The organism is Cupriavidus sp. GW823-FHT06D04, from assembly GCF_058795055.1.
On the sequence record NZ_JBXAHL010000006.1, the window covers coordinates 155,077 to 167,725 of the forward strand.

Sequence of the window (12,649 nt, forward strand, 5' to 3'; positions counted from 1 at the left end):
GGGTCGAAGCTGCGCGACGGTTGGGCCGACACGCCGCTGCGGTCCAGGCCCGCTACCGTGCGGGCACCGTCGGTGTAGGGATCAGCCTTGCCCACGCGGGCACCATCGGTGTACGGGTCGAAGCTGCGCGACGGTTGGGCCGACACGCCGCTGCGGTCCAGGCCCGCTACCGTGCGGGCACCGTCGGTGTACGGGTCGACGCTGCGCGACGGTTGGGCCGAGACACCGCTGCGATCCAGGCCGGCTACCGTGCGGGCACCGTCGGTGTAGGGATCAGCCTTGCCAACGCGGGCACCATCGGTGTAGGGATCGGCCTTGCCAGCGCGTGCGCCTTCGGTGAACGGATCAAACTTGCCGGTGCGGGCGCCTTCCGTGAAGGTGTCGAACTTGCCGGTGCGGAAGGTGTAGCCGTACTTGTCGCCGGTGAAGGTGCTGTCCTGCACGCTGGCCGCTTGCGCAACACCGCTCGCGAGCGCGGCGGCAAGGGTGGCGGCGGTAATCAGGGTCTTGGTGATCTTGGTCATGATGGGCTCCAGGGTGCGATGTTTCGGGATCGCGTCAATTCGGTATCAGTGGCTGTGGCAGATCGCTCTTTCGATCCCGCATCTACTAGTAGATAGATACTCAGTCTCGAAAAAATGACCGCCTCCGGTCATGCAATGGGACCGCCACGTTTTCGCCTTGTCTTGCTTGTTGCCGGCGGTGCAGCGCTTCCATGAGTCAAATACTATCTACTACTAGGTAGAGAGTCAAGGAAAAACATTTCTATCGGCCCGATAGCCTATGCCTTTCTTGGCTCTATCTCATTGTTTTAAAAGCGCTTATCACCGATCCCACAGCGTCGGCAGGCTGTCAATAAAAAAGCCGCCATGCAGCTTGCGCCACATGACGGCTTCAGACGCGCCACTGATATGCGCGAAAACTTTAGCCGGCGACGGCGGCCATCAGCGTGTCCGCCGCGGCCTCAACCCGGTCAGACGTCCCGAACAGGCGCGCCGCAATCAGCCCGCTCTGCAGCGAGCCAAACACCACCTGCGCCAGCCGCGCCGGCGGCACCGGGAACGGCGTGCTGCGCTGCGGCTGCGCGCGCTCCAGCAGGCCGGCCAGCCATTGTTCGTTCATCAGGAAGAAGCCCTGCAACAGCTTGTGCACGGACTCCGGCAGGCACAGTGTCTCGGTCGACAACATGCCGCACAGGCAGATCTGGTCCGAGCCGCAGCTGGCGCGAAACGGCGCCAGGTAGATGGCCGCCTGCTCGGTAACCGGCAGGCTGGTGTCGATGGAGCGGATGCGCTCGGACAGGCGGGCGCTGTATTCCTTCACCGCCTCCAGGACCAGGTCCTCTTTGGCCGGGAAGTAATAATGGATGCTGGAGGTCTTGACCCCCACCAGTTCCGCCAGGTCGCGGTAGCTGAAGCCGTTGAAGCCGCGGCGGCGGATCAGGACGAGGGTGTGCTCGAGCAGTTGCTCGCGTACTGATTGCGTTTTCATGAAAGCAGTGTATCTACGCGAAGATAGGCGCTCAAGTTGAAATGCCCCGGGGCTGGGGTAATTCCCTAGCCCAGGGGCATCCGCGGCATGTGCTTTAGCCAGGCAGGACCTGCGCGGCGATGGTGATCATCGAGCCACTCGTCACGCAAAGCACCAGCCATCCGCCAAGCAGCAGGATACTGTCACGCAAACTCATGATGAACTCCATCGGACGGCAGTCAGCGTGACCGCCGCCGTAAAGTTGTTGGCCGCCGACCTTAAGGCCGGCAGCAATCAGGCCAGGGCGCCGTCGGTGTAGGGGTCAGCCTTGCCGACGCGCGCGCCGTCCGTGTACGGGTCGAAGCTGCGGGCCGGCCCGGCCGACACGCCACTACGGTCCAGGCCAGCCACGGTGCGGTAGCCGTCCGTGTAGGGATCGGTCTTGCCGACGCGGGCGCCGTCGGTGTACGGATCAAACTTGCCGACGCGGGCGCCTTCCGTGAACGGGTCGAACTTGCCGGTGCGGGCACCTTCCGTGAAGGTGTCGAACTTGCCGGCGCGGTAGCTATAGCCGTACTTGTCGCCAGCCGAGGTGTTGTCTTGCACGCTGGCGGCTTGCGCCACGCCACCTGCCAGTGCGGCGGCAAGGGTGGCGGCGGCGATCAGGGTCTTGGCGAACTTTGCATTCATGATGGGCTCCTGGGTGCGATGTTTCGGGATCGCGTCAATTCGGTATCAGTGGCTGTGGCAGGGTCACTCTTTCGAGCCGCATCTACCAGTAGATAGATGCCAGGTGCTAAAAAAATGACCGTGCCGGTCTTGCGATGGATCGCCACTTTTGCGCCCGTTCTTGCTTGCTTCCGGCGGTGCAGCGGTGCCATGGACTGAATGCTATCTACTACTAGGTAGATAGTCAAGGCAAAAGTTTTCTATCGGGTCGATAGCCGCCTGCCGACGCTACACGATAGGGACGCAAATCCACTTGAGGCACGCATGCGAATGAACTTTTCTTCACCCGGACACCGATGGCCTGCTAGCCTGAAGGGAACGCCCTCCCCGAAACATCGCCATGCCTGAAGGCCCCCGCCCCGCTCAGCCGGCATCCCGCCACCGCTGGCTCGCCACCGCCGCGGCACTCGCCGTGGCCGCGGGTGTTGCGCGGCATCTACTGTTTCGTGCGGTGGAACGCAAAGCCTTTGTCACGCCGACGGATGAAACAAAGGATGCGGCAGCACCCGACATTTCAGCCCTGACGGTGCGCCATGCCACGTTCGCCAGCGGCAGTCGCATCCTGCACGCCGCCTTCATGCCGGCCGCGGACCCCGAAGCGCCGGCGCTGATGGTGTGCCACGGCGACAATGAGAGCCTGCCCGACTGGGCCCCGGTCCAGGCCATGCTGGCCGGCGCGGGCATCGCCTCCTACGTCTTCGACTACAGCGGCTACGGCCGCAGCAGCGGGCGGCCAAGCGTGCGCCGCCTGCGCGAGGATGCGCTGGCCGCCTACCGGCAATTCCTGGCAACCACGCCGCAGGCAAGACGGCGCGTGGTGCTGGGGCATTCGCTGGGATCGGGCATCCTGCTGGAGGTGGCGCAGCGCTTCGATCCGCAGCCCGATGGCTATGTCATTGCGGCGGGCTTCAGTTCGGCGCGCCTGGCCGCGGTGCAGACCGGGCGCATCCCCGCATGGGCCGCGTGGCTGCTGCCGGATCCGTGGAACAACGCCGCGCGTGCCAGCCGGCTGGAGCGGCCGCTGCTGGTGGTGCACAGCCGAGACGACGCGGTGATCGTCCCACCCCACGCGGAACGCGTGGCCCGTGCGGCCAGGCATCTGCATGCGCTGGTGATGCTGGAAGCCATGCCGCATGACGCAGCCATCCTGCCGGAACATATCGATGCATTCTGGCCGCCGATCCTGCGCTTTGTGCGCGCGCAGGACGGCGATGCCGTGCAGGCACTGTTGGCAGGAAACGACGCGAAATATGAAGGCGATCCACCTGGAAACACGGATCAGGCAGGCACACCGGGCAGTCGCACAGGCACGTTGGCGACAGCAAGCGGCAAGCCCGGGCAGTAGGGTCGCGGGACGGCCGGACCCTGGCCGGACAATCTACCGCAGACGTCCGCCACCGGCAATCATCCTTGTGGGCGAGGCGCCACGGCGAGGTGCCTGAGAGACTTTCTGCCGGATTCTTGTCTATATTGGACCCCATGGCACGAGCATCGCAATTTCGCCATTGACAGCACTGGAGGTACTGCCATGCGTAGGCTTGCAAACCTGTTCAGTCCGCCGACCCCGGAGAAAATCGCCGAGAGGGAACTGCAAGACATGAGGCTGACGCTGTTCCAGGCCGAAAGACGCTTGCTCGAAGCGCAGATGCAGGTGGCCTACTACCGCGACATGGTGGCTTTCCTGGAAGACGTTGCGGCCAAGGGCGTGGAAGACGTGGTCGACAAGCGTCGCGCCACGCCGCCTGCCGTGCCGGAGCTGCCGGCACGCACGCCCGGCCTCACCACGGTCCCGATCGTTCCGTCCGCGGCCTGACGCAGCCGGGGCTGGCCCCGACCTGTGCGATACTCGCGCTGCCTGGCGCCCGTGCGGCGCGCAGGCGCACTATCCACAGGAACCAGCCCCATGAGCGAACTGCTGCCCGCGATCGAATTCGAAACCGCGCCCAATCCCGCCAGCGCCGTCATCTGGATGCATGGGCTGGGCGCCGACGGCAGCGATTTCGCCCCGGTCGTGCCTGAGCTGCGCCTGCCCGCATCGCCCGGCGTGCGCTTTATCTTCCCGCACGCGCCGGCTATCCCCGTGACCTGCAACGGCGGTTATGTCATGCCGGCCTGGTATGACATTTATTCCCTCGATGAAGCCGGCCGACGCGCCGATGAAGCCGGCATCCGTGCCTCATGCGAAGCCATTCGCGCACTGATTGCGCGCGAAAACGCCCGTGGCATCCCCACGCACCGCATCGTGCTGGCAGGCTTCTCGCAAGGTGGCGCGATTGCCTACACGGCCGGACTGAGCCATGCCGAGACCCTGGCCGGCGTCGTCGCGCTGTCCACCTACATCCCTGCGCCGGCAGCGCTGGCGGCCGAGGCCAACGCCGCCAACGCCACCACGCCCGTGTTTGCCGCCCATGGCACGCAGGATGACGTGGTGCCGCTGCAGCTGGGCGTCGCCGCCCGCGATTTCGTGCAGGCGCGGCAGCACCCGGTGACGTGGCACACCTATCCGATGGGCCATTCGGTCTGCCTGGAAGAGATCGCCGCCATCGGCACATGGCTGGCAGCGCGCTTTGCGCAGGCAGCCACCGCGCAGTCCTGATCCGCTCCCTGACAAGATGATTGCCGGCCGCTGCGCCGCGCATCACACCACGCCGCAAGCATGACTCTCGCCCCACTGTCCAGGATCGATTTCAATACCCGCAAGGCACTGCTGTTCGCGCTGGCCGCCGAACGGCTGTCGGCCTACTACGAACACCGCCAATGGATGACCGACGCCCAGGGTGCGACGCTGGCCGGCGAATGGCTGTCGCGCTCGAAACTGCAGTTGCCGCTGTCCGAGCGGCGCCTGTTGTCGGAACTGAGCGACCAGTTCGCACGCCAGCTGGCTGAGACCCTGTCACGCGAGGCCGGCCTGTATGCCGCGCACGAGATGATGGAAGCCCTCGATCCCAACTACCAGTCTGCATTTGCCTACGACATGCTGGAAGAATGCGAGCGGCTGCTGCATGAAAACGGCGTGACGGAATAGCGGGCGGGACGGCGGGCGGCGTTTGCAAAGATTGACAGTTGCATTGCGCGCGGGCGCGTAAACTTCGCGCACTGATGACGCCCCCCTCCCGCCTACCATGGAACGCAAGCACTGCCTGGCCTGGATCGCGCTGAGCATGATCGCAGCAGCCTTGCTGACACTGCTGTGCCTGATCCTGAATGACCACGCCGAGACCCAGGCCGCCAAAAGGGTCGAGCAAATGGCCGTCCGGGTGAAGCCCGCGGGCGCAGGCCTGATCCAGACCCACGCTGCGCAACAGCCGGAGCGGCTGTCGCAGGCCCTGGGCGCGCGGCGCTGAGCCGCATCGGGTGCGCCCCGGCCCGTAACTTCAGAACGACGACCAGTGGTTAAGAAGAACAACAGCACGGGCCGGAGCGCGGGCTTGAGTGTAGGCGCGGTGCCCACCGACGACTGCAAAGAATTGATAAGAGCGCCGTAGCAGCTACGCAACTGCCGGCGCAAGGCCTGCACCGCCACAAACGCCGCGCAGCAGCGCGTCATAGGCCGTCACATTGGCGGTATTGCGGATGCTCACCCCATCCAGCAACGCCTGGCACGCCTGCTCGTATTCCTCCAGCCGCGCATCGTGCTGCCGCACCGCCTCGCGCAGGGCCCTGGCCCCATCCTGGGCATCGAAGGACGCGTACTGGTAGCCAAAGCCTGACAGGAGGTCCGAGTTGTGGACCAGCGGATAGCGGCCATAGGCGGCATCGTAGTAGAGATAGTTAAGCCCGTTTTCCCACTGGTGCGTGACGACGATGTCGGTGAAGCGCGCAAGAAAATACGGCGTGCTGTAGCGCGCCTCGAACGAGGCCTTGCCCGCCTGCACGATATCCAGCCCGAGCGCAAACCGCTCAAAGGCTTCATGCCGCTTCAGGTCGATGGCATTGGTGACAAAGATGTCGCCAATGCCGGACGGATCCTGCCGATAGGCCGCCTCGCATACCAGCATCGGATAGTGCGCGGTCTTCACGACATTGATATTGGGCTCGAAGATCGCAATGCGCTTGTCCTGCGCGCCCGGCGCATAGCCGAAGCGCAGCCCGGACGGCAGTTCTCCGATCAGCTTGTCGATAAAGAATGAATCCCAGATATGCGGCACGATGCGGACCTGGCATCGGTAGACGGTCTCGAAAAAACTGCGGCAAGTGCGCGCATGCTGTGGATTGGTCCAGATTTCATCGATGCGCACGCCGTTGAAGATGCCGGTGCCGTGCTTGCCGGCGACGAGCCGCTCGATCTCCATCACATAGTCGTTGCCGACCCGATAAGCGATCACGCGCGCGCCCTGGGCGCGTGCCCGGATCTCTATTTGAATGTATTAAACGGTAATCAACATGTCCTGCCCAAAGAATTAATACACCGTTTTAGCGCACTCACGGTTGGCATTTCTTCCTGCCGACAAGCGACCGTTTCAAATAAGTCCGAAAACCAAAACAATTCCACTAAGTCCCTGTTGATTATCACCGCAGCCCCGCCACATTCGCGAAATCAGGACCGAGAATCGGAAAACCTGCGCATGAGAACGTTCATGTCTTCCGATAGATGCAGGCAGAGGGAGGCTGCTTGTCGCCTTCCATTGCAGGCATGGCGTGGCCCGGTTGGAAGACGTGTTGGCGAGCGCTGCCCGCGCAGCAGGCAGCGCATGGGGAAAGTGAGCGCAGGAGACCCGCGCAGGGCTGCCTAGACCGCTGGCGTGGCCGGCCACACCGCGCCGGTCAGCGCGGCCAGCGCGCTGTATGACGTGGCCAGGTGATAGGGCGAAGTCGACGGCATCTCCGCGCGCACCACCTCTCCCGAGCGCGCCACGCATTCATGCCAGCCTTTTTCCTGCAGGAAGCGGCTGCGGAACTGCTGCGTCCAGGCTTCCAGCGCCGCCATCGACTCCGGCGCGCCATGCACGGCGAGCGCGCGCGCGTACTCGGTCTGCGCCCAGATGCGCTGGGTATCGTCCAGCATGGAGCCATCGGCGTTCAGTGCCGCGCTGACGCCCTGCGTCGACGGCACCACGCCGTGCCGCTGCGCAAAGGCAAAGGCCTGGCGCAGCGTCTCGGCCAGCGGCAGGTCGCCGAACAATGCCGGCCTGCCGCCCACCAGCGAGAACCACTCGAACTGGTGGCCCGGCTCGATGCGGTTGCCGGCGCTGCCTTGCGGCAGCTCGGCAATGCAGCCGCTGGCCGGATCGACAAAGCGCTCATGCACGGCCATCGCGATCTCGCGCAGGCGTTCGGCATACCACTCGTCCCCGGTCGCATCCAGCGCGGCCAGGTAGGCCTCGGTCAGGTGCATGATGGGGTTCTGCAGCACGCCGGCGCCCTTGGGCCGGAAATGCTCGGTGAGCGCGGCCTGGTACAGGCCCCCGCCGTCCGCGAAGCGGTCCTCGACGATGTCGACGGTTTCATCGAGCACATCGAGCGCGTCAGGGTTGCCGCGTCGCGCGTGGTAAGTGGCGCAGGCAAAGATCACGAAGGCATGGGTGTAGAGGTCGCGCGTGGCATCGAGCGGCGTGCCGCCCGGGTCGACGCTGTAGATCCACGCGCCCCCGCCATTGCCGAAGTAGGCCTGCAGCGAGCCGAAGAGCGTATCCGCATGCGCATGGTTGCCGGCCAGCGAGAACACATAGAGCTGGCGGGCGCACGCCATGGCGCGATAGCGGGCCGGCGGCAGCGGCGCGGCACTAGCGCCGTCGAGTGCCTCGTAGGGCAACAGCAGGTCGGCATTCCAGCCACTGGCGGTCCACAGCGGCAGCACGGTGGCATCGTAATGTGCCGTCAGGGCGGCGACCCGTTGGATGAGCTCAGGCGAGATGGGCATGATCTGGCGACGAAGTACGGGCGCGGCGGAGGCCGCAAAGGCCGTATCTTGCCATGCCGCGGCCGAAAGACAGTCATGGCATTTGCGGCGTCCAGTTGCTAGCATCAATGGCGCCCCCCCGCGAATGGGAGAAACCCATGTCGACTTTGCCCCTCACGCTGACTGACGATCACCGCACATTGGTGCTTCACGTCCTGGAAGATGCACCCGGCCAGTTCACCTGGCGCATCGTCATGGAAGAACGCTGTGGCGCCGCCGACGAGGATTGCACTGTCGCAGCGCCATCCACCTACGGCTCCCGTGCAGAGGCCGAGGCCGCCTGCTGGGCCGCCGGCAACGGCATACTGAACGGTCCGCGCGCCGCAGGCGAACTGCGCGCCACCTGAAGCGTCCGCGGCGTCGCGCAATACTTGCACTACGTGCCCCGTGTCCTAGTCTGGAAGCGTGGCAGTGGCAACGCGGGGTATGCATTTACCCGCGGTTTTCCGTTCCGGCCACGCCCGGGCAACGTATGCTGCCCGGGGCGCTTCCTGCCACCTGCCTGTCATATTCCTGGCCTTAACTGACCTGGTCGCCATGCCGCCCCTAGAAACGGGCACGGTGGACAAGGCCGCAGGAGCATGCAATGGATAAGCCGGTCGTCACGCCCCAGCGCTTCGTTGAACTGATGAACGAGCGCCTCGCCAAGCATCCCCTGTTCCGCGAGGGAATGCGCGTCTATGCCATCCCGCAGCACACCGACCATCCGCGCAGCCTGGTCTGCGTGGGGCCGCGCGGCACCGAATGCGTATGCGCCACCATTGAAAACATCGTGCGGGGTGAATGTGAGGTGTTCCCCGACATCGATCAGGACTGGCACCGCCCGCCCAAGCCCGGCACCCCCGCCGAGATGCGGGCGCGCTGAGTTGCCCCGCGCGCCCGACGCCTATGCCCAGCGGATGGCATGACCAGAACGTGACGTACCGCGGCCACCGCATCCATGTCGCGGCGCTGCGCTATGGCGGCCAGCATGACGGGTGGTGGACGCTGCGCGCGGAGATCTGGCATCACGGCAACAAGCTGGCTCTGCCCTGCCCGGCCGCGCAGACGCGCTTTGGCTGCGCCACCGACGCCACGCGCGCGGGCGTTGCCTGGGGGCGCGAGGCCATCGACACGCACATCGCCGGCCAGCACGATGCCGAAGACGCGGCGCTGCACTAGTGCCGCTGCTGTTCGTCAAACGTCGATCGCCGAATCCGACTTCACCTTGCGGCGCAGTTCGAACTTCTGGATCTTGCCGGTCGAGGTCTTGGGCAGCGGCCCGAAGTAGACCGCCTTGGGCACCTTGAAGCCCGCCAGCAGCGTGCGGCAATGCGCGATCAGTTCTTCCGCGCTGACGCTGGCGCCGTCTTTCAGTTCGACAAACGCGCATGGGGTCTCGCCCCATTTGGCATCGGGCTGCGCCACCACCGCGGCGGCCAGCACCGCGGGATGCCGGTAGAGCGCGTCTTCCACCTCCACGCTGGAGATGTTCTCGCCGCCGGAAATAATGATGTCCTTGCTGCGGTCCTTGATCTTGATATAGCCGTCGGGCATGCACACGCCCAGGTCGCCGGTATGGAACCAGCCGCCGGCAAAGGCCTCGCGCGTGGCCTTCTCGTTCTTGAGGTAGCCCTTCATGCAGATATTGCCGCGGAACATGATCTCGCCGATGGTCTCGCCATCGGCCGGCACCGGCTGCATGGAATCGGGATCGAGCACCGCCACCTGCGACTGCAGGTGATAGCGCACGCCCTGGCGCGCCTTCTTGACCGCGCGGTCCTGCTCGGACAGCGTGCTCCAGTCATCCTGCTCGGCGCAGACCGCGGCCGGGCCGTAGACCTCGGTCAGGCCATAGACATGGGTCAGCTCGAACCCCATCGCCTCCATCTGCGCCAGCACCGCGGCCGGCGGCGGTGCGCCGGCCACCATGCCGCGCACCGGGCCGCGCACGCCCTCGCGCCACGCGGCGGGCGCATTGACCAGCGCGGTATGCACGATCGGCGCGGCGCAGTAGTGCGTCACGCCCTCTGCTCGCATCAGGTCGAACACCAGCCTGGGCTCGAACTTGCGCAGGCACACGTTGACGCCCGCGCGCGCCGCAACGGTCCACGGGAAGCACCAGCCATTGCAGTGGAACATCGGCAGGGTCCACAGGTAGACCGGGTGCTTGGGCAAATCCCACTCAAGGATATTGGACACGGCATTGATGGCCGCGCCGCGGTGGTGGTAGACCACGCCCTTGGGGTCGCCGGTGGTGCCAGAGGTGTAGTTCAGCGCGATGGCCTCCCACTCGTCGGCCGGCATGTGCCACGCGTAGTCCGGGTCGCCCGAGGCGAGGAAGGCTTCGTAATCGGTGTCGCCGAACGGCGCCTCTTGCGGGCCCAGCACGTCATGCACGGCGATGACCTTCAGGCCGGGGATCTCCAGCGCCATCTGGCGCGCGAGGTCGGCAAACTCGGTATCGGCCAGCAGCACGCGGGCCTCGCCATGGCGCAGCATGAAGACCAGGTTGGCGGCGTCGAGGCGGATATTCAGCGCATTGAGCACGGCACCCGCCATCGGCACGCCAAAATGCGCCTCCACCATGGCCGGCGTATTGGGCAGCAGCGCGGCCACGGTATCGCCCTTGCCGATGCCGGCCCGCGCCAGCGCGCTGGCCAGGCGCCGTGCGCGCACATAGGTGTCGCGCCAGTTCTGGCGCAGCGGGCCGTGCACGATGGCCAGGCGCTCGCCGTACACCTCGGCGGCGCGGACCAGGAAGTCGATGGGCGTAAGCGGCACGAAGTTGGCCGCGTTGCGGGCCAGGCCGCTGTCGAAATCGGTGGGCATTGCTTGTGTCTCCGCGTATCTGCGGCGTTGGCGGCGGGGCCGCGCAACAGGCCGCGTGATGCTGTCAATGCGCTGCATGGCTGCAGCGATGTCCGGGGCAAGGTGACCATTGTCCGCGCCATCCGGCGCTGTCACTTTTTCTGGCACAAGGCTATCATCGCACACGCTGGCGCACTGTCGCCCAGACGACAAACCTGCCGCAAACCCGCGCCAGGCAAGGCTTACACGATTCTTACAGGGACCCGGCCCGAGCCGCGCGTCCATGCCATGAGCGAACCTGCAGACCCGATTTCCGCCCCTGCCGCAGTCCTTGCCGGCCATGCCTGGTTCGGCGCACTGGCGCCGGAACACCAGGCGCTGGCCGCGCGCGAAACGCTGCTGCAGTCCTTTGCCGCGGGCGCCTTCATCGCCCGGCGCGGCGAGCCGTCGCGCCACTGGATCGGGGTGGACAGCGGCCTGATCAAGCTGGCGGTGTACACCCCAGACGGGCGAGGCTGCACCTTCTCAGGCGTGCCCGCGGGCGGCTGGTGCGGCGAAGGCAGCGTGATCAAGCGCGAAGACCGCCGCTATGACGTGATCGCGATCCGCGACTCGCAGGTGCTGCTGGTGCCAGAGCCGGTGTTCAACATGCTGCTGGCGCAGAGCCTGCCGTTCGCCAGCTTTGTCGTGCGCCAGCTCAACGAGCGCATGGGCCAGTTCATCGCCACCGTGCAGAACGACCGCCTGCTGGGCGCCGATGCGCGCGTGGCGCAGGCCATCGCGCAGCTGTTCCACCCGGACCTGTATCCGCGCACCAGCCCCGTGCTGGAGCTGTCGCAGGAAGAGATCGGCCTGCTGACCGGGCTGTCGCGCCAACGGGTCAACCAGGCGCTGCGCCGGCTGGCCGATGCCGGTATGGTCCACCTGTCCTACCAGAGCATCCGCGTGACCGACCTGCCCCGGCTGCGCCACTTCGGGCTGTCCGAGCTGTAACGCCGCCGTCACCGGGCGCTTGAACGATCGAACGGACGATGTCCGCGGCCTTGCGCGGCCCGTGGAATCCTGCGACAGTTACCGGCCGCACCCCCGCTCAGCTTCCGGGATGTCTTCCGCATGCCGCTTGTCAGCCGTCACCACGTCCGCTTTGCCCGCCTGCGCTTTCCCTTTGCCGTGCATGTACAAGCCCTGCACGGCACGGCGAGCCTGCGCGACGCCAATGCGCGGCGCGAGGTGCGGCCCGGCGACCCGTTCGTGGTCCACGCCTTTGCCCACTTCGACTGCGACTTGCCCGGCACGTGGCAGCACCCCTGCGCCATCGTCCTGACCGCCGTCCCGGACAGTGAATGCCCCCGCCTGGCCGGCAAGCCCGGCGACAGGCCCTGGTCGCGCCGCTTCGCCGGCCTGGTCTTTTCCCGCCCCGATACCGACTGGAATGTCGAGCGACTGGCCGCGCAATGGCAGGTGCCGGCACGCCAGGTGCGCGCCCGGCTCTTCGCCGAAGGCGAGGCCCTGCACCCGCTGCTGCGCGAGCAACGCGCCGCCCATGCCCTGCACGCGCTGGCCGCCGCCGGCCCGGTGTGCTCGCTGGACGTGCTGGCGGCGCATGCCGGCCTGCGTTCCGGCAGCGCGCTGACGCGCAGCTGGCAGAACTGGTTCGGCATCGATGCGGTGCGCCTGGTGGAAGATTGCCGGCCTGGCAGCCGCATCACAGTGCCTGCCCCCACCTGGCCCGGCCTTGTGCCGACAGCTGCCTGACGCAGC

Annotated in this window: 16 protein-coding genes; 10 read left to right on the forward strand and 6 right to left on the reverse strand. The window is 66.1% G+C overall.

Features of this window, described 5'->3' with window-relative positions:
- From AC1Q7H_RS11475 to AC1Q7H_RS11485, 3 genes are all read right to left on the reverse strand, one after another.
- On the reverse strand, nt 1-524 hold a 524-nt coding region (locus AC1Q7H_RS11475), incomplete at its 3' end, for a copper resistance protein CopQ (RefSeq protein ID WP_492381315.1).
- Between the two features lie 400 nt (nt 525-924).
- Nucleotides 925-1,491, reverse strand: coding sequence for a TetR/AcrR family transcriptional regulator (locus tag AC1Q7H_RS11480; RefSeq protein ID WP_211981239.1), 567 nt, complete (start codon nt 1,489-1,491; stop codon nt 925-927).
- Between the two features lie 273 nt (nt 1,492-1,764).
- Nucleotides 1,765-2,160, reverse strand: coding sequence for a hypothetical protein (locus AC1Q7H_RS11485; protein ID WP_013952787.1), 396 nt, complete (start codon nt 2,158-2,160; stop codon nt 1,765-1,767).
- Nucleotides 2,161-2,539: 379 nt separating this feature from the next.
- Here AC1Q7H_RS11485 and AC1Q7H_RS11490 point away from each other — a divergent pair, with 379 nt between their 5' ends.
- From AC1Q7H_RS11490 to AC1Q7H_RS11510, 5 genes are all read left to right on the forward strand, one after another.
- On the forward strand, nt 2,540-3,544 hold the full coding sequence (locus AC1Q7H_RS11490) for an alpha/beta hydrolase (RefSeq protein WP_211981238.1): 1,005 nt from the start codon (nt 2,540-2,542) through the stop codon (nt 3,542-3,544).
- Between the two features lie 183 nt (nt 3,545-3,727).
- Nucleotides 3,728-4,012, forward strand: coding sequence for a hypothetical protein (locus AC1Q7H_RS11495; RefSeq protein ID WP_026201383.1), 285 nt, complete (start codon nt 3,728-3,730; stop codon nt 4,010-4,012).
- 90 nt (nt 4,013-4,102) lie between these two features.
- Nucleotides 4,103-4,795 carry an alpha/beta hydrolase gene (locus tag AC1Q7H_RS11500; protein WP_211981236.1) on the forward strand — a complete coding sequence of 231 codons (693 nt, stop codon included), beginning with the start codon at nt 4,103-4,105 and terminating at the stop codon, nt 4,793-4,795.
- A gap of 60 nt (nt 4,796-4,855) precedes the next feature.
- Nucleotides 4,856-5,224 carry a hypothetical protein gene (locus tag AC1Q7H_RS11505; protein WP_211981233.1) on the forward strand — a complete coding sequence of 123 codons (369 nt, stop codon included), beginning with the start codon at nt 4,856-4,858 and terminating at the stop codon, nt 5,222-5,224.
- A 97-nt stretch (nt 5,225-5,321) separates the two neighbouring features.
- Nucleotides 5,322-5,543 carry a hypothetical protein gene (locus AC1Q7H_RS11510; protein WP_211981231.1) on the forward strand — a complete coding sequence of 74 codons (222 nt, stop codon included), beginning with the start codon at nt 5,322-5,324 and terminating at the stop codon, nt 5,541-5,543.
- A 144-nt stretch (nt 5,544-5,687) separates the two neighbouring features.
- Here the strand turns inward: AC1Q7H_RS11510 and AC1Q7H_RS11515 are convergent, their stop codons facing one another.
- Together AC1Q7H_RS11515 and AC1Q7H_RS11520 are read right to left on the reverse strand one after the other, a co-directional pair.
- The gene (locus AC1Q7H_RS11515; protein WP_492378005.1) at nt 5,688-6,563 is read right to left on the reverse strand and encodes a DUF2827 family protein; all 876 of its coding nucleotides are present in this window, start codon (nt 6,561-6,563) and stop codon (nt 5,688-5,690) included.
- A gap of 365 nt (nt 6,564-6,928) precedes the next feature.
- A complete protein-coding gene (locus AC1Q7H_RS11520) occupies nt 6,929-8,059 on the reverse strand; it encodes an AGE family epimerase/isomerase (protein WP_211981226.1) in 1,131 nt (376 codons plus the stop codon).
- Between the two features lie 137 nt (nt 8,060-8,196).
- Here AC1Q7H_RS11520 and AC1Q7H_RS11525 point away from each other — a divergent pair, with 137 nt between their 5' ends.
- From AC1Q7H_RS11525 to AC1Q7H_RS11535, 3 genes are all read left to right on the forward strand, one after another.
- Nucleotides 8,197-8,445, forward strand: coding sequence for a hypothetical protein (locus AC1Q7H_RS11525; protein ID WP_013952780.1), 249 nt, complete (start codon nt 8,197-8,199; stop codon nt 8,443-8,445).
- A gap of 239 nt (nt 8,446-8,684) precedes the next feature.
- The gene (locus AC1Q7H_RS11530; protein WP_013952779.1) at nt 8,685-8,963 is read left to right on the forward strand and encodes a hypothetical protein; all 279 of its coding nucleotides are present in this window, start codon (nt 8,685-8,687) and stop codon (nt 8,961-8,963) included.
- A gap of 50 nt (nt 8,964-9,013) precedes the next feature.
- On the forward strand, nt 9,014-9,259 hold the full coding sequence (locus tag AC1Q7H_RS11535) for a DUF6566 family protein (RefSeq protein WP_436223563.1): 246 nt from the start codon (nt 9,014-9,016) through the stop codon (nt 9,257-9,259).
- Between the two features lie 15 nt (nt 9,260-9,274).
- On the opposite strand, the gene AC1Q7H_RS11540 is transcribed toward AC1Q7H_RS11535, so the two are convergent.
- A complete protein-coding gene (locus AC1Q7H_RS11540) occupies nt 9,275-10,909 on the reverse strand; it encodes an acyl-CoA synthetase (RefSeq protein WP_153953922.1) in 1,635 nt (544 codons plus the stop codon).
- Between the two features lie 267 nt (nt 10,910-11,176).
- On the opposite strand from AC1Q7H_RS11540, the gene AC1Q7H_RS11545 reads away from it, so the two are divergent.
- Complete coding sequence (locus tag AC1Q7H_RS11545; protein WP_013952776.1) at nt 11,177-11,881, forward strand: Crp/Fnr family transcriptional regulator; 705 nt, start codon at nt 11,177-11,179, stop codon at nt 11,879-11,881.
- Between the two features lie 120 nt (nt 11,882-12,001).
- A complete protein-coding gene (locus tag AC1Q7H_RS11550; RefSeq protein ID WP_211981221.1) occupies nt 12,002-12,643 on the forward strand; it encodes an AraC family transcriptional regulator in 642 nt (213 codons plus the stop codon).
- Nucleotides 12,644-12,649 lie beyond the last annotated feature (6 nt).